The sequence below is a fragment of the Bacillus sp. FJAT-27245 genome, from assembly GCF_001273955.1.
Classification (GTDB): Bacteria; Bacillota; Bacilli; order Bacillales; family Cytobacillaceae; genus Bacillus_D.
Genome location: NZ_LIGI01000001.1, coordinates 1,066,123 through 1,088,797 on the forward strand (window position 1 = coordinate 1,066,123; position 22,675 = coordinate 1,088,797).

At 46.2% G+C, this 22,675-nt stretch carries 28 protein-coding genes and 1 other annotated feature; of the genes, 18 read left to right on the forward strand and 10 right to left on the reverse strand.

The annotated features are described in order from the left end of the window. Positions 1-68: 68 nt before the first annotated feature. From ADU24_RS05190 to ADU24_RS05205, 4 genes are all read left to right on the forward strand, one after another. The gene (locus ADU24_RS05190; RefSeq protein ID WP_231689565.1) at positions 69-1,550 is read left to right on the forward strand and encodes an MFS transporter; all 1,482 of its coding nucleotides are present in this window, start codon (positions 69-71) and stop codon (positions 1,548-1,550) included. 139 nt (positions 1,551-1,689) lie between these two features. Beyond that, a complete protein-coding gene (locus ADU24_RS05195) occupies positions 1,690-2,187 on the forward strand; it encodes a cupin domain-containing protein (protein ID WP_053365629.1) in 498 nt (165 codons plus the stop codon). 93 nt (positions 2,188-2,280) lie between these two features. Further along, positions 2,281-2,826, forward strand: coding sequence for a signal peptidase I (gene lepB / locus ADU24_RS05200; RefSeq protein ID WP_053365630.1), 546 nt, complete (start codon positions 2,281-2,283; stop codon positions 2,824-2,826). A gap of 263 nt (positions 2,827-3,089) precedes the next feature. Further along, a complete protein-coding gene (locus ADU24_RS05205) occupies positions 3,090-4,313 on the forward strand; it encodes an MFS transporter (RefSeq protein ID WP_053368789.1) in 1,224 nt (407 codons plus the stop codon). A gap of 77 nt (positions 4,314-4,390) precedes the next feature. Here ADU24_RS05205 and ADU24_RS05210 read toward each other — a convergent pair whose 3' ends face one another. Further along, on the reverse strand, positions 4,391-4,807 hold the full coding sequence (locus ADU24_RS05210) for a cbb3-type cytochrome c oxidase subunit I (RefSeq protein WP_231689566.1): 417 nt from the start codon (positions 4,805-4,807) through the stop codon (positions 4,391-4,393). A gap of 340 nt (positions 4,808-5,147) precedes the next feature. Here ADU24_RS05210 and ADU24_RS05215 point away from each other — a divergent pair, with 340 nt between their 5' ends. After that, on the forward strand, positions 5,148-5,387 hold the full coding sequence (locus ADU24_RS05215) for a hypothetical protein (RefSeq protein WP_156324516.1): 240 nt from the start codon (positions 5,148-5,150) through the stop codon (positions 5,385-5,387). 134 nt (positions 5,388-5,521) lie between these two features. Next, a complete protein-coding gene (locus ADU24_RS05220; RefSeq protein ID WP_156324517.1) occupies positions 5,522-5,845 on the forward strand; it encodes a hypothetical protein in 324 nt (107 codons plus the stop codon). A gap of 655 nt (positions 5,846-6,500) precedes the next feature. Here ADU24_RS05220 and ADU24_RS05230 read toward each other — a convergent pair. Further along, positions 6,501-7,919: a S8 family serine peptidase gene (locus ADU24_RS05230; RefSeq protein WP_053365634.1), complete on the reverse strand. Its 1,419-nt coding sequence runs from the start codon at positions 7,917-7,919 to the stop codon at positions 6,501-6,503. A 148-nt stretch (positions 7,920-8,067) separates the two neighbouring features. On the opposite strand from ADU24_RS05230, the gene ADU24_RS05235 reads away from it, so the two are divergent. The 5 genes from ADU24_RS05235 (at position 8,068) to ADU24_RS05255 (ending at position 11,110) form a co-directional block, all read left to right on the forward strand. Then, a complete protein-coding gene (locus tag ADU24_RS05235; RefSeq protein ID WP_053365635.1) occupies positions 8,068-8,625 on the forward strand; it encodes a GNAT family N-acetyltransferase in 558 nt (185 codons plus the stop codon). 48 nt (positions 8,626-8,673) lie between these two features. Next, positions 8,674-8,902, forward strand: a binding site (T-box leader). Between the two features lie 43 nt (positions 8,903-8,945). After that, positions 8,946-9,407 carry an HIT family protein gene (locus ADU24_RS05240; RefSeq protein WP_053365636.1) on the forward strand — a complete coding sequence of 154 codons (462 nt, stop codon included), beginning with the start codon at positions 8,946-8,948 and terminating at the stop codon, positions 9,405-9,407. Beyond that, entirely contained in the window at positions 9,397-9,726 is a 330-nt protein-coding gene (locus ADU24_RS05245) for a hypothetical protein (RefSeq protein ID WP_231689567.1), read from the forward strand. The genes ADU24_RS05240 and ADU24_RS05245 overlap by 11 nt, the downstream gene beginning before the upstream one ends. A gap of 127 nt (positions 9,727-9,853) precedes the next feature. Beyond that, positions 9,854-10,492, forward strand: a complete 639-nt coding sequence (locus ADU24_RS05250; protein ID WP_053365638.1) for an HAD family hydrolase — start codon at positions 9,854-9,856, stop codon at positions 10,490-10,492. 60 nt (positions 10,493-10,552) lie between these two features. Continuing rightward, complete coding sequence (locus ADU24_RS05255; RefSeq protein WP_053365639.1) at positions 10,553-11,110, forward strand: hypothetical protein; 558 nt, start codon at positions 10,553-10,555, stop codon at positions 11,108-11,110. Between the two features lie 60 nt (positions 11,111-11,170). On the opposite strand, the gene ADU24_RS05260 is transcribed toward ADU24_RS05255, so the two are convergent. Both ADU24_RS05260 and ADU24_RS05265 read right to left on the reverse strand, forming a co-directional pair. Next, positions 11,171-11,671: a DoxX family protein gene (locus ADU24_RS05260; RefSeq protein ID WP_053365640.1), complete on the reverse strand. Its 501-nt coding sequence runs from the start codon at positions 11,669-11,671 to the stop codon at positions 11,171-11,173. A gap of 213 nt (positions 11,672-11,884) precedes the next feature. Further along, positions 11,885-12,757 (reverse strand): sulfite exporter TauE/SafE family protein, encoded by an 873-nt coding sequence (locus tag ADU24_RS05265; protein ID WP_053365641.1) that lies wholly within the window; start codon positions 12,755-12,757, stop codon positions 11,885-11,887. Positions 12,758-12,923: 166 nt separating this feature from the next. Between ADU24_RS05265 and ADU24_RS05270 the strand changes: the two genes are divergently transcribed. Both ADU24_RS05270 and ADU24_RS05275 read left to right on the forward strand, forming a co-directional pair. Beyond that, on the forward strand, positions 12,924-13,361 hold the full coding sequence (locus tag ADU24_RS05270; protein WP_053365642.1) for an RrF2 family transcriptional regulator: 438 nt from the start codon (positions 12,924-12,926) through the stop codon (positions 13,359-13,361). Between the two features lie 158 nt (positions 13,362-13,519). Continuing rightward, positions 13,520-14,002 (forward strand): hypothetical protein, encoded by a 483-nt coding sequence (locus tag ADU24_RS05275; RefSeq protein WP_053365643.1) that lies wholly within the window; start codon positions 13,520-13,522, stop codon positions 14,000-14,002. A gap of 90 nt (positions 14,003-14,092) precedes the next feature. On the opposite strand, the gene ADU24_RS05280 is transcribed toward ADU24_RS05275, so the two are convergent. Together ADU24_RS05280 and ADU24_RS05285 are read right to left on the reverse strand one after the other, a co-directional pair. Then, the gene (locus ADU24_RS05280) at positions 14,093-14,593 is read right to left on the reverse strand and encodes a DoxX family protein (protein WP_053365644.1); all 501 of its coding nucleotides are present in this window, start codon (positions 14,591-14,593) and stop codon (positions 14,093-14,095) included. A gap of 596 nt (positions 14,594-15,189) precedes the next feature. Further along, positions 15,190-15,696, reverse strand: a complete 507-nt coding sequence (locus ADU24_RS05285) for a GNAT family N-acetyltransferase (RefSeq protein ID WP_231689568.1) — start codon at positions 15,694-15,696, stop codon at positions 15,190-15,192. A 144-nt stretch (positions 15,697-15,840) separates the two neighbouring features. Between ADU24_RS05285 and ADU24_RS05290 the strand changes: the two genes are divergently transcribed. Continuing rightward, positions 15,841-16,359 carry a DNA topology modulation protein FlaR gene (locus ADU24_RS05290; RefSeq protein WP_053365645.1) on the forward strand — a complete coding sequence of 173 codons (519 nt, stop codon included), beginning with the start codon at positions 15,841-15,843 and terminating at the stop codon, positions 16,357-16,359. Between the two features lie 115 nt (positions 16,360-16,474). On the opposite strand, the gene ADU24_RS05295 is transcribed toward ADU24_RS05290, so the two are convergent. After that, the gene (locus tag ADU24_RS05295) at positions 16,475-17,017 is read right to left on the reverse strand and encodes a DUF402 domain-containing protein (RefSeq protein WP_053365646.1); all 543 of its coding nucleotides are present in this window, start codon (positions 17,015-17,017) and stop codon (positions 16,475-16,477) included. Positions 17,018-17,136: 119 nt separating this feature from the next. Here ADU24_RS05295 and ADU24_RS05300 point away from each other — a divergent pair, with 119 nt between their 5' ends. Both ADU24_RS05300 and ADU24_RS05305 read left to right on the forward strand, forming a co-directional pair. Next, the gene (locus ADU24_RS05300; protein ID WP_053365647.1) at positions 17,137-17,616 is read left to right on the forward strand and encodes a GNAT family N-acetyltransferase; all 480 of its coding nucleotides are present in this window, start codon (positions 17,137-17,139) and stop codon (positions 17,614-17,616) included. A gap of 12 nt (positions 17,617-17,628) precedes the next feature. Further along, the gene (locus tag ADU24_RS05305) at positions 17,629-18,591 is read left to right on the forward strand and encodes a hypothetical protein (RefSeq protein ID WP_053365648.1); all 963 of its coding nucleotides are present in this window, start codon (positions 17,629-17,631) and stop codon (positions 18,589-18,591) included. A gap of 31 nt (positions 18,592-18,622) precedes the next feature. Here the strand turns inward: ADU24_RS05305 and yfkAB are convergent, their stop codons facing one another. Continuing rightward, positions 18,623-19,741 carry a radical SAM/CxCxxxxC motif protein YfkAB gene (gene yfkAB, locus ADU24_RS05310; RefSeq protein ID WP_053365649.1) on the reverse strand — a complete coding sequence of 373 codons (1,119 nt, stop codon included), beginning with the start codon at positions 19,739-19,741 and terminating at the stop codon, positions 18,623-18,625. Positions 19,742-19,914: 173 nt separating this feature from the next. Here yfkAB and ADU24_RS05315 point away from each other — a divergent pair, with 173 nt between their 5' ends. Then, positions 19,915-20,628: a nucleotidyltransferase domain-containing protein gene (locus ADU24_RS05315; protein ID WP_053368792.1), complete on the forward strand. Its 714-nt coding sequence runs from the start codon at positions 19,915-19,917 to the stop codon at positions 20,626-20,628. Between the two features lie 95 nt (positions 20,629-20,723). Here the strand turns inward: ADU24_RS05315 and ADU24_RS05320 are convergent, their stop codons facing one another. Next, on the reverse strand, positions 20,724-21,110 hold the full coding sequence (locus ADU24_RS05320) for a RidA family protein (RefSeq protein WP_053365650.1): 387 nt from the start codon (positions 21,108-21,110) through the stop codon (positions 20,724-20,726). A 125-nt stretch (positions 21,111-21,235) separates the two neighbouring features. Then, complete coding sequence (locus tag ADU24_RS05325; RefSeq protein WP_053365651.1) at positions 21,236-21,721, reverse strand: acyl-CoA thioesterase; 486 nt, start codon at positions 21,719-21,721, stop codon at positions 21,236-21,238. Positions 21,722-21,945: 224 nt separating this feature from the next. On the opposite strand from ADU24_RS05325, the gene pnuC reads away from it, so the two are divergent. After that, positions 21,946-22,650: a nicotinamide riboside transporter PnuC gene (gene pnuC, locus ADU24_RS05330; protein WP_231689569.1), complete on the forward strand. Its 705-nt coding sequence runs from the start codon at positions 21,946-21,948 to the stop codon at positions 22,648-22,650. Positions 22,651-22,675: the final 25 nt, after the last annotated feature.

Genomic DNA, 22,675 nt, shown 5'->3' on the forward strand with positions numbered 1-22,675 from the left:
TTATTATACAACTATAAAATTTGGCTATAAAGCAAAAAATAGAGGAATGAATTAGAGGAGGGAATGGAATGCGGGATATAAATGAATTTCCGGATACGGATGGAACTTCGAGAGAAGCGGAATCTGTGTCCACTATTGGAACATCGGGGACTGCGGAATCTGTGGTGGCAAGAGGAACTTCGCCAATAGCAGAATCAGTGGTGGCCGCAGGAACCGAGCCTTTAACAGGATCTGTGATGGCAGACGGAACTGTGCCTTTGGCGGAATCTGGGTCCCCAGTTGGAACAGCGGGAGTGGCAGGGGCTTTGGCGGCGGATGAAATTGCTCGGGGAACGGAAGGGGCGGCCGGAACCGGGCGGAAATCAAAAGGCGGATTGTTAAACCAGCCGAAATCGGTATGGGCAGTCTTTTTTGCCAGCATTATTGCCTTTATGGGCCTTGGCCTTGTTGATCCGATCCTTGTCGCAATTGGACAGCAGCTTCACGCGACACCGAGCCAGGTGACGCTTCTATTCACAAGCTACAATGCTGTCATGGCTGTGGCAATGCTGGTGACGGGAATGATTTCTTCACGGCTGGGAATAAAGTGGACGCTTCTTGCCGGAATCGTCATTATCGCAGTATTTTCCGGTCTTGGCGGCCTTTCGAACAATATTTGGGCGCTGGTCGGCCTGCGTGGCGGCTGGGGCCTAGGCAATGCGTTGTTTGTTGCAACCGCGCTTGCGGCGATGGTGTCACTGTCGAGGGGCGGGACCGCAAAAGCGATTATCCTGTATGAAGCGGCAATCGGCCTCGGGATTTCCGTCGGGCCGCTGCTTGGTGGATGGCTTGGGAGCATGTCGTGGAGGGGGCCGTTCTTTGGTGTTGCTGCCCTAATGGTGATTGCTTTTATCGGACTTATTACGTTAATGCCCCAGGCAAAACAACAGGCTGGTGCATCCCGGGCAAAGTCTTCAATCAAGGATCCATTCCGTGCGCTTAAACACCGCGCGCTGCTTGTTTTCGGAATCGGTGCGGCTTTGTACAATTTCGGCTTTTTTACACTGCTTGCGTTCGCGCCCTTTGTTATGGGGCTTGATGAGCATGGCATCGGATATGTCTTCCTTGGCTGGGGGCTGCTGCTGGCGGTAACGTCTGTGTTCACGGCGCCGTATTTGCAAAAATGGTTCGGGACGGTCAAGGCGATGTGCGCCATGTTGACTCTGTTTGCGCTCGTCCTCGCCGCAATGGGGATATGGACGTCGACGCAGTGGGTTATTATTGTGTCTGTCATTATTGCGGGCGCGCTTCTTGGCAACAACAATACACTCATTACGACGGCTGTCATGAATTCAGCGCCGGTTGAGCGCGCCACCGCTTCAGCGGCATACAGCTTCCTCCGGTTCATTGGGGGGGCGATTGCGCCTTTCCTTGCCGGAAAGCTTGCCGAATGGTTTAATCCAAGCATGCCTTTCTTCGTTGGCGCGGCGTTTGTGATGCTGTCTGTTGTGTTTATTGCAGTGAACCATGTGCACGTGAAACACGTCGATGATGCCTATGCCGGCCATTGATGTGGACGAGGGTCTGCGGAAAGCAGGCCCTTTTTTAAAAAGAGAGGGTTGAACGTAAAAATGGTCCAAGTTTCATTTGTCATTTGGGGAACGGGTGTGCAAAAATAAGGGAAAGACATTGATTTTGGGAGCTGAACGAATGGACAGACAGACTGCGGATTATTGGATTTCCCGGTTGGGGCTTGAGGCGCATGCGGAGGGCGGCTATTTTAAGCAGGCGTACCGGTCGGAGGAGGATGTGCCGGGGAAGGAGCGGGCGCTTTATACGAGCATTTATTTTTTGCTTCGTTCCGGGGAGGTGTCGCATTTTCATCGGCTGAAGTCGGATGAGCTGTGGTATTTTCATGCGGGGGATTCGCTTTCGGTGCATATGATCCATGAGAATGGCGAGTATGAGGAAGTGCTGCTCGGGCTGGATTTGGATAAGGGGGAGGTTCCCCAGGTTCTTGTGCCGAAGAATACGATTTTTGGGTCGTCTGTTTCGGGGGATGGCACGTATGCGCTTGTTGGCTGCATGGTGTCTCCTGGTTTTGAATATGTGGATTTCGAGCTTTTTACCCAGGAGGAATTGAAAAACGAGTATCCCCAGCATCGGGAGATTATTGGGAAAATGGCGTATGAAACGCTTCCTGAATAGGAACCGCCCTGTTTTTGTGGCTTGATTTATTTGGCGAAATGTGCCTTTGATTGGTAAAAAAACTGCCATGGCTAACGTGAGAGGATGAAGAGAATGGTGAATAGCAGGGAAGAAATGCTTGGATGGGGAAAAGCCATTGTGATTGCGATTCTGTTAGCTTTTTTGATAAGGAATTTTCTCCTTACGCCGATTGAGGTTGAGGGTGCTTCGATGGAACCGACCTTGCAGACCCATGAACGGATGATTGTCACGAAGATTGGCGAGCTGAAGCGGTTTGATATTGTGGTTTTCCATGCGAATGAGCGGGAGGATTACATAAAGCGGATCATTGGGCTGCCGGGGGACCGGGTCGAGTACAAGGATGATACGCTCTATGTGAATGGCAAGGCGTATGATGAGCCGTACCTTGACGAATTTAAAAAGGAGATTCCGGGTGGTACGCTGACGGATTCGTTTAAGCTGGAGGATACGGCTGTTGGCGAGTCTGTTGTTCCGAAGGGCCATTTGTTCGTGATGGGTGATAACAGGAGAAACAGCAAGGATAGCCGCCATATCGGGGCAATTCCGATTGAAAATGTGGTCGGGACGACAAAGGTTGTGTACTGGCCATTGAAGGAAATGAGGATTATTAAAGAATAATTGCGTGCGAAAAGCTGCCGGTTTGGCAGCTTTTTTTGTTGTGATTTGGCGGGAAGGTTTGTCTGCCTTACATTTTAATGTAGAGTGTTGGATGGCCCTTGCTTCCCTTTTTTTGTGAAATATTGGCGTATCCCGGCTTCACTCCGAGGTTGGGAAAATTTTTGGCGGGTTGGGTGTTTGCTCTATTGCCGAAGAAAAAAATCTTTTTAAAATTTTCGGAAAAATGGTATTATGGGGGAAATTGGAAGGAGAAGGGTGAGCGAATGGGTTCTTGGAAAAATCCGATTCTGTTGTTGACGGGGATAGGCATTTCGTATTTGGGCAGCTGGCTGTATCTTGTCGCGCTGAACATATCCATCCTCGATTTAACGGGATCGGCCGCAGCAGTCGCTGGCTTGTATATTATCAGGCCAATTGCGGTATTGATTACGAATACATGGTCGGGAACTGTCATCGACCGGGCAAATAAACGAAAGCTTATGATTGCGACCGATGTCATTCGGGGCTTGCTTGTCTTTGTTATTCCTTTTACAGACTCGCTTTGGCTGATTTATTTTATGATGCTTTTGATCAATATTGCTGGGGCGTTCTTCGGCCCTAGTTCAACTGTGTATATTACAAAATTGGTACCTGAAGAAAACCGGAAGCGGTTCAATTCAATTATGAGCATGACCGCTTCGGGGGCGTTTTTGCTCGGGCCGGCCATCGCGGGTGCGCTTATTATGGTGGCGGGGACGGATATTTGCATCATCATCAACGCAATTTCGTTCATTGTGTGCGCATTCTTTATCTACCTGCTCCCGGATGTCGATGAGGCAAAAGCGGAAGGCAGGGAGCCGATCCGACTGAAAACATTAGTGGAGGATTGGAAGGCGGTCCGGAATTTCGTAGTCGGTGCCAAGTTCTTTATTGTCGTCTATTTGTTGTACCAGGGTGCGGTCCTGATTGGGTTCGCCCTTGATCCTCAGGAAGTGACGTTTATTAAAAAAATCCTGGGCTTGTCGACCAGGGATTACGGGTTAATTGTGAGCATTACAGGAATCGGGGCGCTGGCAGGTTCGTCTGTCGCTGCGATGGTGTCGAAGAAAATCCCTCTGAAATTTTATCTCGGCGGGGGTATGCTGCTGACATCGGTAGGCTATTTGGCATTTTATTCGTCGTTTAATTTCCTGACCGCTACGGCGGCGTTTGTTTTCCTTGGATTTTTCATGGCATTCGCGACAACCGGCTATGCAACATTTTTCCAGAACAAGGTGCCGGTCGAGTTGATGGGGCGTTTTGCAAGCGTGGCGGAAATGGCGCAGGGGGTCATCCAGATTGGGTTGACACTATTGGTCGGCTTCTTTGCGGAATGGTTCAGCCTCCAGTTTATTTGCATCGCGTTCTCGGTTGCAGGGCTTTTCTTATCTGCAAGCCTGTTTGCGGCAATCATCATGCCGTCAAGGGCGGGGTATTTTAAAGAAAAGGCCCAGGGTGTTACAAGTTAGGGAGCCATTTTTTATAAAAATGGGCCGAGTTGAAAAAGTAGTGCGTTGCCAAGCTGGCAGGCACTACTTTTTCGAGTTTAAAGGGATAAGCCTTTATCCCTGTGAAAATGATGTGCGACATCTGCGGCTTTGACGTTTTGAAAGATATTGATGACGAAGAACAGGACGGCGAGGACGAGGACGTTAGGGAAGATTTGCAGCAGGAGCATGAGTGATTCGTTTCCAAGGAGAAGGAAAGACAGGCCAAGCATGAATAACGGTAATGAGATGTTATAAAGCCAGAAGTGAAGCTTTGCCAGCAGTGTCTCGCCGGCTTTTGGAAAAAGGACATAGATGACGCCGAACAAACCCATGGATGCCCAGCCAACGAGGTTGATATGGGCATGTGCCCCCATCAGACGGTGGTCGCCGATAATCTCCATCGTCAGCCCCATTCCCACGCCAATCAAAAAGTAAAGAGCGGCGAGTTTCAGGAAGAGAGTGCCGATTTTCACGAAAATCACCTCCTTAGTAGGAATTGTTTACAGACTTTCCTAACGGGAAAGCCCACTCCTTCAGGGGTGGGATGGGAGTGAGGCCAGATACGGGGTGCCGTAAACCAACAGCTTTTAGGCACCTCAAGTATCTGGAAGCCGGAATTAGCATCATGATTGTTTTGCATTAATAATAGAGGCCATTTCTTGTATCCTCGCTTCAGCTATAGTATAATCAAAATGAGGGAACATACGTTTGTTTTTTGGGGGTTTTTGATATGGCCATTCCACGCTCGCCCAGCTTTGTCCTCACCCTGGAGCTTGACAGCCATCCCAGGCGTTGTCCGCTGCCGACAAAGAATTGGAAATCCTCCGTGTCATCTACAACACTGTCCTTGGCAACTACCTGAAGCGGGAAAACCAGATGAAACGGCTGAAGGAATACAAAAGAAGCATACGGCAGCTACATGGACTCAAGAGAAAATTAGCAATTGATGAAGGGAACCCCTGCCTGCTAAACGAGCTGGAATGCCTCCGGGAAAGGCTCAAGGACTTAAGGGAACAATACCAGCTGACCGAATATGCCTCCCACGCTGAGTAAAGAGCATCCGTAAGCATTTTGGGGACAGGCTAAACGCAGCCGTCGCCCAGAAAACAGCTTCCTGCGCCTGGCTTGCCTTCAGGAAGAAACTGTTCGGAAAGGCAAAGAAGGTCGTGTTCCTACAAAAAGGGGAAATGGCGAGCTTCGAAGGGAAAACCAACACGACAGGCTGGCGGTATAACAATAAGCATCTCGTCTATAAGGACATGTCCACCCCGCTGAAGTGGAAGAAGCATGACGGCTATGTATCCGAAATCCTCTCCCATCTTGAAAAGAAAACCCCATTCACCTATTCCACCAAGAAAAAAGGGGAAACCCAAGCCATCACCGATTTTTATCATGTCAAATATGTCCGAATTGTAAGGAAAGCCATCCGCGGGAAGGTAAAGCGAAACGCAATGCATGCATGGAAACCTTTCCACGATTCAGGAACCTACACGACCAAGAAATCCATATAATCAAAAAAGAAAAAAGGAAGATCCTCAACTCCGGGATTCTCCTGTAATGGAAAAATACAATACATTAGGCGGTGTGATGCCACCGGGCTTGCGAAAGCCAAAAGATGCGGCCGCTAATGGCAGCGGGGGCTGCTTTGGCCGTGAAAGTCCTGAATGTAGTTGTCCCAGTGTCCTGGCCCTAGATGCCGAGCGTATCAAGATGCGGACTGTGGCTGCCGGCCAGGAAGAAGGCAATGGATTCAGAACCCCACGGGTTTAGCCGTGGGAGTATCAGAGTAAAGTATACAAGGCGAAGGTGGTAAATATGAAGGCTGTGTTTAAATAATATAACTGTGTAATGTGCCGATTTGATAAAGTGAAATGGGATCCTCCACCATTTATATGGATGGAACCTAGCAAGGCGAATTGAGTAAGGGAGCCATTCGGTAGACCAAGGGGTTCGGTTTTTAATAAAGCGGTCCAGATAGATGGGTGAACTTCTGACTCGATTTGAGCGAAATTCTGAAAAGCTGTCGGAAGTAGCAGGGGCTTCTGATTCGATTGGGTCGAAATCCTGAATAGCTATCGGAACGCTAATATGGATTCCGTTTCGACTTGGTTGAGATCCCACGGCTTTTTTAAAAGAAACGCCCGCTACTTAGGCGGGCGTTGGTCTTCACTGATTGAAGAGGTTAAGCAGCCAGCTTTCCGTTCCAGGCTTGCGGGGGGCCTGTTTGCTTTCGCGGGCGAGCTGGAGGGCCCGGTTCACATCGATCAATCCGTTTCCGTATTGTGCGTCTCTGCCGGGGATGCCAAGGTCGGCTGATGATCTTTTGATAATCCGGGTGACTTGCCTGTTTGTCAGGTTTGGGTTTTCCGAGCGGACTAGCCCGGCAAGTCCGGCAACATGCGGCGAAGCCATCGAGGTGCCGGACAATGCCGCATACTGATTTTTGAAATACGTACTTGGAATATAAACACCCGGCGCGGCGACGTCCACGTATGTTCCATGGTTGGAAAATTCCGCGAGCATTCCATCCTGGCCGACGGCAGAAACAGCCATGACTTCCGGATAGGAGGCAGGGTAGGTTGGCTGCCGTGAATGGTCATTTCCAGCTGCGGCCACGAGCACAACGTCACGTTTGTAGGCATAATCGATCGCTTCCTTCAGTACCCGTGACGGCTGATAGTTGCCTAGGCTTAAATTTATTACCTTCGCTCCGTGGTCGACGGCCCAATAAATGCCCTTTGCTATATCGGAAGTGGTTCCGTACCCTTTTTTGCCCATCGCTTTTACAGGCATGATTTTGTTGAACCAGGTTATTCCGGCAACCCCGCGGCCGTTGTTCGTCTCCGATGCGATGATGCCGGCGACGTGGGTGCCGTGGCCGTTGTCATCATCGGGATTGTTATTACCGGCGAGGACATTATAGCCGGTAACAAGCCTGTTTTTTAAATCCGGATGGTCCAAATCAACTCCGGTATCGACAAGGGCAATCGTGACTTTTTTCGAACCCCGCGAAATCACCCACCCGCCTTCAGTCCCGATTTCAGGGAGATTCCATTGGTAATGCTCGCGGTAAAAAATATCGTTTGGAATAGGGACTGCATTTTGCATGAGGATATAATGATGCTCCGCGAACTCGACATCTTTTCTTTTTCCAAAAAAAGCAATTAGCTTTTCGGCGTTCAAAGTTTTTGACTTGAAAATATAGGTTGAATTGAATTTTTTCACAAGTTCGCCGTTAATTTCCGCATTGATCCGTGTTATTTCCGCGGGCGCCGGGTGGCCGGCAAAGTCGACGACCACTTCGTTTTCCACAAAATGGCTTGTGTCACGGTCATTATGATAAATTTTCTGGATGGAAGGATGTGTGTCCAGGTAGCGTTTCGTTTCCCCGCCATTCCAGACGTTGTCATATTCGGTAATCCGCAGCCTGTGGCCGTCGCGCTGCTGAATTTCCTGGAGTCCCTGGCTTAACTGAACCCGGGATGTCCCTTGGCGGTTCGTCTCGCCTTTATCGAGGAAAAGGACGCCGCCTGCAAGCACCGCGACCGCGACGATGCCGCCCGCAAGAAGATATTTATTAATCATGGCAAAAATCACCCCAATTTTCTTGTATATGTATAGGGTGCAATCAACTGCTCAATTTAACGAAGGGAATTAGTGGGTTTTTTGAAAAAATGAGATGTATGTTTTGCAGCCATCGGGTATGATGGGGACAAGATAAGGGGGAAGTTATATGTTTCCAGTACTTGAGACAAACAGGCTAATTTTGCGTGAGATCGGAAAAGAAGATGCGGCGGCCATTTTCGCCTGCTTTTCTAATGAGGATGTGGTCCGTTTTTATGGACAGGAGCGCCTTGAAACAATTGAACAGGCAGAAGGATTCGTGGAGTTTTTTTCGAAAAACTTTCACGAAAAAAGGGGCATCCGCTGGGGAATTGAACTAAAAGGGGAAAAAGGGTTGATTGGGACCATTGGCTTCAACGCCTGGAGCCCAAAGCATAAACGCGCCGAAATTGGCTATGAACTCCATCCAGGCCACTGGCGAAAGGGGATTGTATCAGAGGCGTTGGAGAGAGTCATTTCGTATGGTTTTGAAGAATTGGGGTTGAACCGCATTGGTGCGGTCGTTTTCCTCGAAAATGAAGCATCAAGCAACCTTCTTCTGAAAGCCGGCTTTCAAAAGGAAGGGATACTGCGTGATTATATGGTCCAGGATGGGGCGGTTCATGATACATATGTGTATTCACTGTTGAAGAAGGATTTCGGGGAGGAAGAAAATAACAGGAAATAGTTGACAGAACTTTCGGCGAGCAGTAAGATAATTGAAAGTTTTCAATAAAAAAACGCAATGATGAGGAGCAGTAGGGGATTTCTTATTGTCAGAGAGCTGCTGGCTGGTGAAAAGCAGTCAATACCATTTCTGAACTCGCCTTTGAGGGGCCAGGCTGAGCTGAACTGATTAGGCCTGGACGGTTAACTCCCGTAATCGAGTCTTGAGATGGTTTGCTTATTCATTTTGCAGACCAAGAAGAGTGGTACCACGGAAGCAAAAGCTTGTCGTCTCTTTATGGGGCGGCAGGCTTTTTTATTTTCAAAAAGGGGGAAGTGTGGATGTCGGAGGAATGCTTTATTTGCAAAAAGCATAAAGGATTGATTCAAACAGCAGGGGAATTGATTTATGAAGACGACTATGTGTACGTGGGCCATATCGAGAGCGGCGGCAAGCCGAATTATCTTGGCCATGTCATGATCGATCTAAAAAGGCATGCACCAACGCTTGCTGACATGGAGCCGGAAGAAGCGAAGGCATTTGGCTTGATTATGTCCAGGGTAAGCAAGGGCTTGAAGGAATGTGAAGGGGGCGAGCACATTTATGCTGTTGTCTCGGGAAATGCCGTGCCGCATCTTCATATGCACCTGGTGCCAAGGTATCCGGGCACACCGGAAGAGTTTTGGGGGCCATTTGCCGTTTATGACTCGCCAAACGCGCGGATGGGGACAAACAACGAAGTAATCCAGGTTTGCCGGCGCATCCGGTCGTTTCTTGAGGCGGATGGAAAAAGTGAAAGGTGAAATCAGCTGGGTTGGAAGCGAGAAAGATTTTGTAGATGAAATCAGCGTTGAAATGGTGGGCCCGATAGTCCTCGGCTGGTTTGGCGGGAATTCTTCTGCGGGCCAGCATAAAAATGAGGATGGCTGCATCGTTTGGACGGATTTGGACAATCGGTATGAATTTGCAGTCCTTCTCGATTCGCACAGTACAGCCGACAGTGCGGAATTGGTTGTGAGCGAATTTGAAAAATGGAATAAAGAAATACAGGAGATTCTACGGATGCCGATGAATATATGCTTTAAGGAATTGGAAAAGCGAATACGAATGAAGAAGGGGTAAGAAAGCTGTTGAAAGTGGTAAAGGAAAGAAATGTTCGCGACAGTACGACAATTCTTTCCTGGTAGATTGAAAATGGAAAAGCGGCAAGCCAGCCAAGCGATTCAGCTGGCAGAAAGGATGATTAAAAATGAAAGCGATTATTTTTGATTTTGACGGAACCATCGCCGATACATTGCCTATTTGCTATTTTGCCTTTCAGTCGGTTTTTAAAGAATATGACGGCTTGGATTTAACACCTGAGCAGATTAAGGCAATGTTCGGCCCTTCCGAAACTGGCATTATCCGAGAAAATTTACTGCACAATAGCCATGACGAGGTGATTGAGTTATTTTATGAAACATACAGCGAAAAACATGGAGAATTGGTCGAAAAAAATGAGGAAATAATCAGCCTGCTGAAGCAGTTGAAAAGCGAAGGCTATAAAATGGGTATCGTGACTGGAAAGGCAAAGAGGAGCCTTGATATTTCGCTTCAGTGCCTTGGGATGGAAGGAATGTTCGATGTTGAGGTTACAGGGGATGATGTGGAGTTCCCGAAGCCCCATCCAGAAGGGATTCACAACGCGCTTTCTGAGCTCGGGGTTTCGGAGAACGACACAATTTTCCTCGGGGACAGCGATGCGGACATCCTTGCCGGGAAGCAGGCGAACGTTCATACAATCGGGGTCCAATGGCTCCCTAACTACCAATCGCTTGAGTTTACGGTAGAACCGGATGAGGTGTTCACAAGCTTTGGGGAATTGGTGGAAATGTTGAAAAAGCCTTGAGGACTCAGTTTTCTGTATGATATTAATAAAAACACTTTATAATATCGAAGGAGACTAAATATGAAAAAAGTCTTTATCTTATCTACCTTGTTGGTTTTAGCTTTAGTTGGTTGCACTAAAGAAACATCTTCAGTTAATGAAAAAAACAAGGCTACACAAGAAAAGGCTGTCTCAACAACTTCAGCTGAAAGTGAAAACAAATTAGGAAAAGCGGACCCTGATCAAACTACTTCAACATCGCCTGGAACGGATGGGAAATGGGTTCAATTGGGACATAGGCTGTACTATGTACAAGGGATTGTTGAGAGTATTCAAAAGAATAAAGACGGAAAAGATGTTTTAAATCTGCTTGTCGAGAAAACATACCAAAGCGAGGCGGATGGTGTCGTTAGTCCTTATAAGAACGGCAATATTTACCCATTTGTTATAAAAAATGATTTGCCTGATATGGAACTGAACAAGCAAAGAGTAATAATATATGGTGGCCAGGTGACTTCAAATGGCCAGGATAATTTTATTGGGGGGATGGTTTTATATTATCAACAAAAAGATCAGTTTATTGATTTTAATGGAAAGCCAGCTTCAATTCCACCAAATGACTATCCATATGAATTTTAGATGCAAAAAGAGCACCAGGCTAGGTGCTCTTTTTAATACATGAAATTGGTTATCCCTTAGTTAACTCTGAATTTGATGTTCCTTCTTTGTTGCAGCCTTGCGGATGAAAGGAAGCACGTAGCGGTCAAGGCCGTATTTGCCAGCGTTGACGCCTGCGACAAGGATGATGAAGCCCATCAAGATGTCAGTTGGGTTGTGGCTAACTGTACCGGCAAGCATGAAGCTGAAGTTCATCACAAGGCCGAAGAACATTGCTGCAGTAGTCAGGCAGCCAAGAATCAGGCCAAGGCCAACCAGGAATTCGCCCCAAGGGATCAGGACGTTGAATAGCTCGGCATTTGGGATAGCGAAAGCTTTAAGGAAGCTGACATACCAGCCGTAGACGATTCCATTCGGGCCAGCGACCGGGTTTGCGGCAGCGCCTTTCAGGAATCCTGTTGCATCGAAGCCTCCAGTGATTTTGCCCCAGCCGGCAGTGAGCCAGGCGTAGCCAAGATAGATACGTAACACAGTGAGAAGAGCGGCGGCGATTTTGTTTTCCCTTAAGAAATTGTTAAACATGGATAATTCCCCTTTTCGTTATTAATTTAAATAAGTTGTTTACACTGTTATCATAATCCGGTTTTCAACATATCGATAGGGGGTTTCCAGTTTATTCAACAATTAGACAAAGCTTCTTGACGAAGGTGTGACAATGGTCACAATTGTTGCCAGGGAGGCGGGAAATAGACCTTTTCTGGTTGGTGGACGTTTATCCAACTTCCTCTTTGCAACCTAAGCTTCAACTGCCACCTTCTTTATTTTATATATTACAGTAATGACCGCCGCGGCCCAGAGGATGGCTAGCCCAACAAAAGTGTACTGCGCAACGGACTGGGAAACATGCAAAGCACCGAACAGAGTCCGGATGTTCGTCAAGATAATGATGCCGCCGACGAGAGTGCCGAGCAGGTTTGTAGGAATGATTTTTACAAGCCATGCAGCAATTGGAGCCGCGATGACTCCGCCTATCATCAAGGCGAGGACCCATTGGACATTGACCGTCGACCAGCCCAGTGTCAAAAGGAATCCAATTGTGGAGGATACTGCGATCGCAAATTCGCTTGTATCTACTGATCCAATAACTTTCCTTGGCTCCATGCGGTTGCTGGTAAGAAGGACTGGAGTGGCGATTGGGCCCCAGCCTCCGCCGCCGGTCGCGTCAAAAAAGCCGGCGATGAAACCGAGCGGGATGAAAAACTTTTTGCCGAACTTCCTTTCAGCAGGCTTTTTTGAAGGATTGAACTTAAATAAGAAACGATAAAGGACAAACACGCCCAGCATAAGTAAAAAAACAGAGATATACGGCTTGATTAGATGGCCTGGGATACTCCCCAGAAAGCATGCGCCAATGAATGCGCCAATGGAACCCGGGATGATCAGCCGTTTAACAACCAGCTTATCAACATTTCCAAAGCGTATATGAGAAACGCCGGAAGCCGCGGTCGTGACGACTTCAGCCATGTGGACGGATGCGGATGCGACAGCTGGCGCAATTCCGAACATCAGCAGCAAAGAGGTCGAAGTTACCCCATATGCCATTCCCAGTGAACCGTCTACTAGCTGGGCGGCCAATCCAATCAGTGCCAGAACAATTAGCCTCCTCAAAAAAATCTCTCCTTTTTAAAAAAGTCCTGAATAGACTATGAAAAAGGGCATTCTCTAATTGTCGACTAATCTAATCAGGTTTGTAACCTACTGTATGTACGGACAAAATTGGTGGTTCTAACCAATTGGGAAAAATAGTCCGAATGCCCAGAAGGAGCGTGCCGCAATGAAGCTGTCGAGCAGGGGAGAATATGCGCTGCGGGCACTCATCTGTTTAGGGGGAAATGATCATAAACTCGTTCCTATTGGCGAGATTTCCGAAAGGACTCTCGTACCAATCAATTATTTGGAGCAGCTCCTTTTGCAGTTGAAACGAAATGGTTACGTTCAAAGCAAAAGAGGGGTAAATGGAGGATACAAACTAAGCAAAAAGCCCAGTGAAATTGTAATTGGGCATGTCATACGGAACCTGGAAGGTCCGCTGGCGCCGATGGGTTGTGTCAGCATTACGTCATACGAAAGCTGCCCGCTTGAAGAAGGCTGCCTGCTGAAACCATTATGGGCTCTTGTCCGGGATACGGTTGCGGAATTGCTGGATAGGACAACTTTGAAAGATTTACTGGATGGAAAGGTAGTACCGAAGCTTCCGGATTGCGGTAAATGAAATAGCCTGCCCTTTGCCATTAATTCGGAGGGATTCTTGCGGGTTTATTAGGGATATCCGAAAAAAGTTTAACTTCAATTGGTGATTTTGGTGATTAATTATGAAACGAATTCCACATTTTGTATAATGGAGTAGAGAATATACGAGGGGGGAGTTTTATGAAAAAAATACTTGGCATAGTTTTCGTCTTCATTATTGGTGTAATTGCCGCTGCTTGCAGTAATCACACAATCAAAACAGAAGATGTAGAAAAGTTTGTGAAGGAATACAAAGCTGAACAATATAACCTCACAGATTCTACTAAACCTCCATCAGAGATTGAAATTGGAAATAAGGTGAAAAAATACCTATCAAAAGGTGCATTCGATAAATTAAATGCAAATCGAGTTTTCCAAATTGCACCTAATTTCGTGATGAGTACCAACAAAACGATTGAATTAGAGGATGTTATTCTTGAAAAAGAAGAAGAAAATGATGATGGAACAATAGATTATAAATACACATTAAAATTAAAGATATCGGATGAACAATCAAGTAAGGTAATTGAAAAGAATGGACAATTAACAGTTTTGAAGGATGGAGATATAAAAATTACACGCGATTGGGAAAATAAAGTTTTAATAGAAGGTGTACCAATTTAAAGAAGACGAAAAGGAGTACCATTTTGGCACTCCCTGTTTGTTAAGATATTTTTCTATTAAATATACTTTTTTCTTCCGAAAGAGAACCTGTTACTCTTGAAGCCGGGCATCTTTTTTGAAAACAGTCTTGTTGATGAAAGGAAGCACATAGCGATCAAGGCCGTATTTGCCTGCGTTGGCGCCAGCGACAAGGATGATGAAGCCCATCAGGATGTCAGTTGGGTTGTGGCTGACTGTTCCAGCAAGCATGAAGCTGAAGTTCATTACAAGTCCGAAGAACATTGCCGCAGTAGTCAGGCAGCCAAGGATGAGGCCAAGGCCGACAAGGAATTCACCCCAAGGAATCAGGACGTTGAACAGTTCAGCGTTTGGAATGGCGAAAGCGTTCAGGAAGTCGACATACCAGCCGTAGACGATTCCGTTAGGGCCAGCGACAGGATTTGCGGCTGCGCCTTTCAGGAATCCTGTTGCATCGAAGCCTCCAGTGATTTTGCCCCAGCCGGCAGTGAGCCAGGCGTAGCCAAGATAGATACGTAACACAGCGAGAAGAGCGGCGGCGATTTTGTTTTCCCTTAAGAAATTGTTAAACATGGATAATTCCCCTTTTCGTTATTAATTTAAATATGTTGTTTACACTGTTATCATAATCCGGTTTTCAACCTATCGGTAGGGGGTTTCCAGTTTATTCAACAAATAGACAAAGCTTCTTGACGAAGGTGTGACAAAGGTCACAAAACGAGAAGGGGAAGTCCTATGCAAACGAAATCACTGCATACAAAAAGGCCGCAATCCACGAATGGATTGCGGCCACAGTCTATTTAAAAAACAATGAAAAAAGCCTCTACCGGCTCTGGTACAGGCTTTCTCCATTCCCCAGATTGGGGAATTTGAGGAGTGAGACTTGCCCTATTCAGCAGTCAAACCCTGCCCCAATTTAGCAGCTACTGCTAAATATACCGTTGGCGCATACTTGCCATCGCCAGAGAAAGCAAATCTTTCTCCAAAGTAGGCAATCACAACAACAGTATGATAACCGATCCACATTAACATTCGTCAATGTTCTGTTACCATCAACCTTCACATTCCCGGTTATCCCTGTCCTGCGACGCTACATTAGTTCTCTACCCGGGAGGAAACCGTTTTAAACCCATTTTTTTAAAAAACATTTAATCGGTGAAATTTTTGCATTAGAGTTTGCCCCATGCATAAGTAAGCAGATTCGCTTTTCCACCTGCGACCTCAATCATATTTTCATCAATGTGCCTGGCACCGAGTGATTCGTAAAACCTGCATGCTGAATTGTCTTCAAGCACTTTAACAATAGCGCTCGTAAAGCCTTGCTGCCTGAACCCGTCAAGAAGGCGGTTCAGGAGCTGTTTTCCGTACCCTTTTCCCTGATGTTCTTCATAAAAATAAATCGACGTGACATCGCCGTCATATCCCGGGTACTCGCCTTCCTTTACAGGCGACCCATCCGCGAAACCGATAATTTCGCAATCCAATTCGGCAACCAGGACGATGCTCCCTTCACGTGGAATGTTATTTAGCCACAATTCCTTCCGCTTGTCCACACTCAGCCTTCTTAGAAAGCCTTCATCCATAATGCCCTTATAGGTTGTTTGCCAGCTCGCAACGTGAACTTTGGCGATAGCCCCGGCATCCTCTAGAGTCGCTTTTCGAATTGTGATTTCCATGTGTATCCCCCAATGTGAAGTATATTTTTTATACTATCATGCAGCTATATATAAAGAAAATTTTGACTATTAATTTCGTAAATACCCTATAATAGGCTTAATAAGGTGCCATGGATTAAAGAAGTATCGGAAAGGTGGCGGGTATTGTTGGGAAATGCTATTAATAGAATTCGCATTATTGGCTCTGTCGGAAGCGGCAAGACGACATTGGCGCGCAAGCTTTCCGATGAGTGGAATATACCTTATTTTGAACTGGACAATGTTGTCTGGCAAAGGAACCCTGCTGGGGATAGGAGAAGGACAGAGGAAGAGCGAGCGGAATACTTGGATTCTATTTTAAAGTCAGAGGCTTGGATTATTGAAGGGGTCCATAATGAAGAATGGACAGAGGGGAGCTTCAGGGAGGCGGACGCCATTGTTTTTCTCGATCCCGCTTATTCCGTCAGGACTTTCCGGATTATAAAGCGATTCATATTACAAAAGCTCGGCCGCGAAAAGGCCCACTATAAAGTTACATATGAGATTTTAATCAAGATGTTCAAATGGAATATGTATTTCGAGCAGAACGGAAAGCCGAATTTCTTTAAAAACTACTCTCTCTACACGGATAAAATCATAATATTGAAGAATAACAGACAGCTGAAAAAGTTTATGGATAAATGAAGACAGTCTTAAGCTAATCCGCAGTGAAAGTGCCTCCTTGGACACGCACCCTTAGAAAAATCACTATGCTGTCCAAGCATGAGGCACCTTTTGGACACGTACCCATTTATAAAAACTACTCCAGCATTTCGAGAAGCTGGTCTTTATGTACGCAAGACAATTTCAGCAATGGAAAGCTGCCATTGGCGAGCTGCTGCTTGATAAATTTTGCTTCCGTCCAGGCCATATCGTATTGAGTTTGATTAATAATTCCTTTCGCCAGGGCTTCATCAAGCTCTTCGGCATCCTTTAAAATTACATCGCCGGATGGAAAAGCAATAAGGTCCAAATATAGGTCATCGTAAAAAGGAATGCCGTTTTCGACAGCATTTTGGAGGCAGATGTCTATGTACCATTGGACAACTTCACCGGTGCAATCGAACATCGTGGTAACGGAATGGTTCTTTCCCTCTGGAAACTGTTGAAGCCAGAAGTAGCCACTGTCCACGATGCATACCTTCCTCGTTTTATAGTCGACGACCAGGGGTGCGGCTGCCTCCACTGTATGAAGCAGTGTGACATAGCCTTTAAACTCCGGCGTATCCAAATAAGATTGGGCATATCTTCTCTTGGTGATCCGTTTCCATCCAGGCCGATTTCCGAACACTCGTTTTTGCATCTTATCCCCCTAAAAAGTTTTACCTAATTATAGCATTGCAATGGTATTATTATAGATATATTTTCCAATTCGTAAAATTCTAATTTAAGAGCTTCAAATCAAAGAGGGGGGAGTAATCGATGGTGATCCGAAAAATGAGTCCGGAAGATACGAAACAGGTTCAGCATGTTGCCAAAACGAGCTGGAATGCGACATACGAGGGGATTATTCCCTATGAGGTCCAGGAACGATTTTTAAATTCCGCGTACAATGACGAAATAATGAAACGGCGGATGGAGCGTTCATTGATGCTAGTTGCTGAAGCGGATGGGGGAATTGCCGGTTTTGCAAATTTTTCCCCTGTTAGGGATGGAGGAAAGGTGGAGCTTTATGCGATATACCTACTGCCGGAGGTTCAGGGAAAGGGAATCGGAACCGCTCTGTTAAACGAAGGAATTGCAAAGTCGGACGGGGTGAAGGAAATTTACCTAAGTGTCAATCGCGACAACTCGATTGGGAAGGCTTTTTATGAAGCGAAAGGTTTTAAGATGTTACAGGAAATGGAAGAAGATTTCGAAGGCCATATTTTGAAAACAATCAGGATGGTGCTGGAAGTTTAATAGGGGGAAGCAATGTTTTTAAAAAATGTTGAAATAAAGGATGAAACGTTATGCTATTGGATGGGAAATAATTTTCCCAAAAATGATCTGTTCTTCTTCACCGAAGAAGATGAATCATTGATTGAAGCATTGGGACCGAATGTGATGGCCATCCCGGTAAAAGAGTTTTTCCCGGACTCGTTCTTTAATGATTTTAACACCTTGAATAGTTATCAGTTGTGGCAAATCGATCGGCAGGAGGCGGCATTTGTATGCGTCGTACACCCTGGGGCAATCTCCTCGGTCGATGCCTCTCTCCGGAAAAGAATTTTTCAGATTCAGAAAAAGCTGAATAGGGGGATGCTTTTTGAATGGGAAATGATTGAGCCGTTCGTAGCCCAACACGGAATGGAACCGCTGCTAGAAATGCTGGCTCCATTTGTTTTTGGCTATGAGTCAAAACAATACCTTGCCCTGCAGGCAGGATTATGGGCGCAGCTATCCACTGAATTTAAGCAGGCGTTTCTAGTAGGAATGGCTGGTCAATTCATCGATGATGTAGACATAAGTGAGTCCCAATTAACTGAGTTTCGAATGGAATATCCTTATATCGCCCCATTTATGAATACATTTTCGGCTGCCAACGGGGCAAACTGCCTAGCCGCAGTCCTCGCCGCAATCGCTGGCAGATCCGCCGATACGGAATGGCTGATTTCAAAATGGGTCGGTGGTTATGTTTTTGAAAATGGCCTTAAAGCAAATCATTATTTTTACGAAGAGGAAGGCAGTGAAAAGCTGCTGCCGGGAGACGTCCTTGTCTGGAAAAACTCAAACGGCATCCAGCATGCAGCCTTCCATTTAAGGGACGGGTTTTTCTTTAACAAACACGGCCAGACGTTCATGAATCCGTGGCAAATCATCACTAAGGAAAAGCTTTTTGAGGCCTGGGGAAAACAATTTGTGGTGTACAGGAAATCCGTTCAAGAAGTCTTATAAAACAAAAATAGAAAGCAGGCGCCCCTGCTTTCTATTTTTCAATTAAATTATGGAGCTTTGTAAAATCTGTATCTTGATAATAGCTATTTTTCACCAGTATATTTGGTCCGAGGCAGGCCACAGCAGGGCAATGGCAGCTTAGCTCTTTTGCAAGCGCGGTTCCCTGCCATTTATCATAAGCGTCCGGGAGGCTTGTCGTCTGGATATTGCCAAGTGGAGGCGTATCGCCAAAATCCGTAACAATGATGTCTCCGTTGAAAATATTTACATTCAGGTGGGAACGTCCATCAGGATCATTCCGGACCGTAACGTTCCTGCTGCCATACAGCCTCTTCAACAGCTTCTGGTCATCGGGATTATGGCTGCAGGCGTAGAAAGGTAGCGTCCCGAACAGCATCCAGACATTTTCATCACGTATATCAAGCAAATGGTGGATGGCTTGCCGAATTTCCTCAAGGGTCAACACCTCAAGATTGCTCGCAAAGTCACTCGGGTACATAGGGTGCACCTCATGCCTCTGGCAAAGCATGCCGTTGACAATTTGCTTATGTATTTTTTCGAGATAAGGCAGTGTGCGTTTGTTGAGCATCGTTTCCGCCGACACCATGACTCCGGCCTTCACAAGCGCCCTGCTGTTTTCAATCATTCTTTCAAAATATTTCTCCCTTTGCCGATAGTCCGGCTTTCTTTCCATCCGGGCGAAACCGCCTTCGACAAAATCATCGGTCGTTCCCCAGTTGTGGGAAATGTGAAGAACATCGAGGTAGGGGATAATCAGTTCATAGCGGGACAAGTCAAGAGTCAAATTAGAGTTGATTTGCGTTCTTACTCCTCGTTCATGGGCATATTTTAAAATCGGAACAACATAATTTTTCACAGACGACAGCGAAAGCATCGGCTCTCCGCCCGTTATGCTTAATGACCTCAATGTTGGAATTTCATCCAGCCGTCCGAGAAGTAAATCTAGTGGAAGCGCATCGGGATCCTTTGGTTGAAGCGTATAGCCAACCGCACAGTGTTCGCAGCGCATATTGCAAAGCGTTGTCGTCGTAAATTCAATATTGGTAAGCATGGGCTTGCCATACTGTTCAATGTCCAGGTAAGCCTCCCACGGGTCAAACTGCGGGGTCATTTTTTGTTTTGTTAACATGATAAACTCCTTACAAGCTTTTTGAAAAACTATTCTATTATATCACTGTTTGGGTTCCTATTGTAACCATACTATTCAACTTAATAGTTCATTAGCATTATATTGTCCGGTTCCTGAGGAAATTCCGGAGGTACTTTTAAAATGTATTGGAGATGAAAAATAGAATGGATACTCTGAAACCAATTGAAGATGCCAAGAATTTCATAAACGCCAAGTTCCCGAATTGCCAAGCTGCATTGCTTGCGGGCAGTGTGGTCCGCGGGGAAGCAACCGATACGTCAGACCTTGATATCATCTTATTTGATGGAAATCTCTACGCTTGCTACCGGGAATCTTTAATAGACAACGGCTGGCCGATCGAACTGTTTGTCCATAACCTCACCTCATATAAGGAGTTCTTCAAGTCGGACATAGAGCGGGGAGTTCCGTCTTTAGTAAGAATGGTTTCCGAGGGCATCGTCCTAAAGGGTGCCGACATTATCGGCCCCATAAAAGAAGAAGCGAACAAGCTTTTGGAAAAAGGGCCAGAAGAGTGGCCAGATGATCTGATCATAACAAAACGCTACTTTTTAACCGACGTATTGGATGATTTCATTGGCAGCTCTAACAGGGCGGAATCCCTCTTCATCGCAATGACTCTAGCAAATTTGGCGAGTGAATTTGTTTTGCGGGTAAACCGGAAATGGCTTGGCAAATCAAAATGGATTTTTCGTTCCCTTAGGGAATATGATGAAAAATTTGCGGAACACTTCACCGAGGCGTTTGACTGTTTTTACAAAACCGGTCAGAAAGATAAGATTATTGAACTCGTTGACGGGATTATGGAACCGTATGGCGGGCGGTTATTTGACGGTTTTAGCCTTGGGAAAATTCCAGGGCTTATGTAGAGGGAGCGTTGTGGTTTGGGCAGGATAGGGTTGATTCGAAAGGCAGAGTAGATTTATCGAATTTAAAAAAAGATGCCTCTCAGCATCTAAAAAGTCTATTTCGCCGCCCAGGCTTCGATTTCGACCTTGATTTCCGGCCGGGCCAAAGCGGATACATACGCGAGGGTCGTCGCGGGTGGCGATTGATTGTGGATGGCGCTCCATTTTTCCAAATAGAATTCCCTGTCAATTTTCTCAGTTAGCCAAAAGTTGATTTTGAAAACATTGCTGAGTTCGACGCCTTCGCTTTTTAAAATGGCTTTAATATTCTCCAATGCATTTGCGAATTGGCTCTCAATGTCATCGGGCAAATTGCCTTCCTTGTCGCTGCCAATTTGGCCGGATAAAACAACCAGGTCGGCATCCCGGGGAATGACCGTTACATGATGGTACGCGGCGATTGGCGGCGCAACGTTTTCGGGATTTGACTTTTGAATCTTCATGCTTTGCCTCCTGCAAAAGGATTTTTCCTAATTATAGCAAACAGCACGAAACACGGCTATTTTGGCTGAATAGACTAAAATGAAAAGGGGGCATCCAATTGAATGCCCCATTTCAATGTATGATTTTACTGGTCCGTTTTTCTGAACTGCTTTGCCGATAGCCTGCGCTCTCGCCGTTCTAGTGATTGTTTATACAGTTCCTTTTCCTCATCCGTTTCAGGGATGACTCCGGGAACCGGGATTGGCTTGCCGGAGCTGTCAACGGCGACCATCGTCAGGAATGAATCTGTGGTCAGCCTGCGCTCGCCGGTATCGGGATGCTCGCACACCACTTTCACGTACACTTCCATCGAAGTCCTTCCGGTTGAAATCACAAATCCCTCAAACGTGAGGATGTCGCCTACTTTTACAGTGGACAGGAAGTTGACTTTGTCTATCGAGGCAGTCACCACTTCTGCCTTGCTGTGCCTCATGGCTGCGATTCCTGCGATTTCATCGATCAAGGCGAGGATTTTCCCGCCAAAAATCGTTCCCATATGGTTCGTATCCGGCGGCAGGACAAGTTTTGTTTGAATTGTCCTGGACACATTGGTAGATAGGTTTTTTTTCATTGCAACGTCCTTCTTTCGATATTTTATGTAAAAAACCCATCATATTAGATTGATGGACCGGGTTATCCCTATATTAAGTTTTAAAACAATAAAAAACCAACTCGACGTATATATTTAATGTAGTATACAATTTCTAGTATGCCAACAGTATGATTTTTTTACCACTATTGGGTTGGTTCGCCTTTTTGGGGCTTGCATTCAAACATTTTGGGGGAGGGATAGGCGTGTTAAAGGACTGGACCTTGTTTGAGAAAGTATGGCTGGTTGTTTTTACAGCGGTGAATATCTTTTTGTATTATGCGTGGAAGGACACGCTGATCGGGCTGATCAGTTCGATTTCCGGCATGCTTTGTGTCGTGTTGGTCGCGAAAGGAAAGATTAGCAACTATTATTTCGGTATCATCCAGACTGCTACATATGCGTATATCTCCTATGGCTATGGCTTGTACGGGGAGGCCATGCTGAACGCCGCGTTCTATTTCCCGCTCCAGTTTATCGGCATTTATTTTTGGAAAAAGAATCAGATTGGCGAGGGGACGATCGGTGAGGATGTCGAAGTCAAGCGCCTGAACAAAAAGCAGTGGGTTTGGCTGAGCGCCATCACGGTCGCTTCGTCCGCGCTGTACGCCGAACTCCTCCATTTGATAGGTGGCCAGCAGGTCCGGCTCGACTCTGTGGCTGTCGTAGTGTCCATCATTGCGCAAATCTTAATGGTCAAGCGCTTTGCCGAACAGTGGGCCCTCTGGATTCTTGTTAACGTTCTGTCAATCGCGCTCTGGGCAATTACCCTTTATAAAACCGGTGGCAATGATTATAACATGCTCGTCATGTGGACCGCATTCCTCATTAACAGCATTTACGGCTACATCAACTGGATCAGAATGTCCAAGATGCAGGGGACTGCAAACAAATTAGGAAAGCAGCTATAAGCTCGATAATTAAACGGAGGATTTC

Bases quoted from the DNA above. Each gene is read 5' to 3' on its own strand.
- ADU24_RS05190 (WP_231689565.1), top strand. From the start codon at position 69: ATGCGGGATATAAATGAATTTCCGGATACGGATGGAACTTCGAGAGAA.
- ADU24_RS05195 (WP_053365629.1), top strand. From the start codon at position 1,690: ATGGACAGACAGACTGCGGATTATTGGATTTCCCGGTTGGGGCTTGAG.
- lepB (WP_053365630.1), top strand. From the start codon at position 2,281: ATGGTGAATAGCAGGGAAGAAATGCTTGGATGGGGAAAAGCCATTGTG.
- ADU24_RS05205 (WP_053368789.1), top strand. From the start codon at position 3,090: ATGGGTTCTTGGAAAAATCCGATTCTGTTGTTGACGGGGATAGGCATT.
- ADU24_RS05220 (WP_156324517.1), top strand. From the start codon at position 5,522: ATGGCGAGCTTCGAAGGGAAAACCAACACGACAGGCTGGCGGTATAAC.
- ADU24_RS05230 (WP_053365634.1), bottom strand. From the start codon at position 7,919: ATGATTAATAAATATCTTCTTGCGGGCGGCATCGTCGCGGTCGCGGTG.
- ADU24_RS05235 (WP_053365635.1), top strand. From the start codon at position 8,068: ATGTTTCCAGTACTTGAGACAAACAGGCTAATTTTGCGTGAGATCGGA.
- ADU24_RS05240 (WP_053365636.1), top strand. From the start codon at position 8,946: ATGTCGGAGGAATGCTTTATTTGCAAAAAGCATAAAGGATTGATTCAA.
- ADU24_RS05250 (WP_053365638.1), top strand. From the start codon at position 9,854: ATGAAAGCGATTATTTTTGATTTTGACGGAACCATCGCCGATACATTG.
- ADU24_RS05255 (WP_053365639.1), top strand. From the start codon at position 10,553: ATGAAAAAAGTCTTTATCTTATCTACCTTGTTGGTTTTAGCTTTAGTT.
- ADU24_RS05260 (WP_053365640.1), bottom strand. From the start codon at position 11,671: ATGTTTAACAATTTCTTAAGGGAAAACAAAATCGCCGCCGCTCTTCTC.
- ADU24_RS05270 (WP_053365642.1), top strand. From the start codon at position 12,924: ATGAAGCTGTCGAGCAGGGGAGAATATGCGCTGCGGGCACTCATCTGT.
- ADU24_RS05275 (WP_053365643.1), top strand. From the start codon at position 13,520: ATGAAAAAAATACTTGGCATAGTTTTCGTCTTCATTATTGGTGTAATT.
- ADU24_RS05280 (WP_053365644.1), bottom strand. From the start codon at position 14,593: ATGTTTAACAATTTCTTAAGGGAAAACAAAATCGCCGCCGCTCTTCTC.
- ADU24_RS05285 (WP_231689568.1), bottom strand. From the start codon at position 15,696: ATGGAAATCACAATTCGAAAAGCGACTCTAGAGGATGCCGGGGCTATC.
- ADU24_RS05295 (WP_053365646.1), bottom strand. From the start codon at position 17,017: ATGCAAAAACGAGTGTTCGGAAATCGGCCTGGATGGAAACGGATCACC.
- ADU24_RS05300 (WP_053365647.1), top strand. From the start codon at position 17,137: ATGGTGATCCGAAAAATGAGTCCGGAAGATACGAAACAGGTTCAGCAT.
- ADU24_RS05305 (WP_053365648.1), top strand. From the start codon at position 17,629: ATGTTTTTAAAAAATGTTGAAATAAAGGATGAAACGTTATGCTATTGG.
- yfkAB (WP_053365649.1), bottom strand. From the start codon at position 19,741: ATGTTAACAAAACAAAAAATGACCCCGCAGTTTGACCCGTGGGAGGCT.
- ADU24_RS05320 (WP_053365650.1), bottom strand. From the start codon at position 21,110: ATGAAGATTCAAAAGTCAAATCCCGAAAACGTTGCGCCGCCAATCGCC.
- ADU24_RS05325 (WP_053365651.1), bottom strand. From the start codon at position 21,721: ATGAAAAAAAACCTATCTACCAATGTGTCCAGGACAATTCAAACAAAA.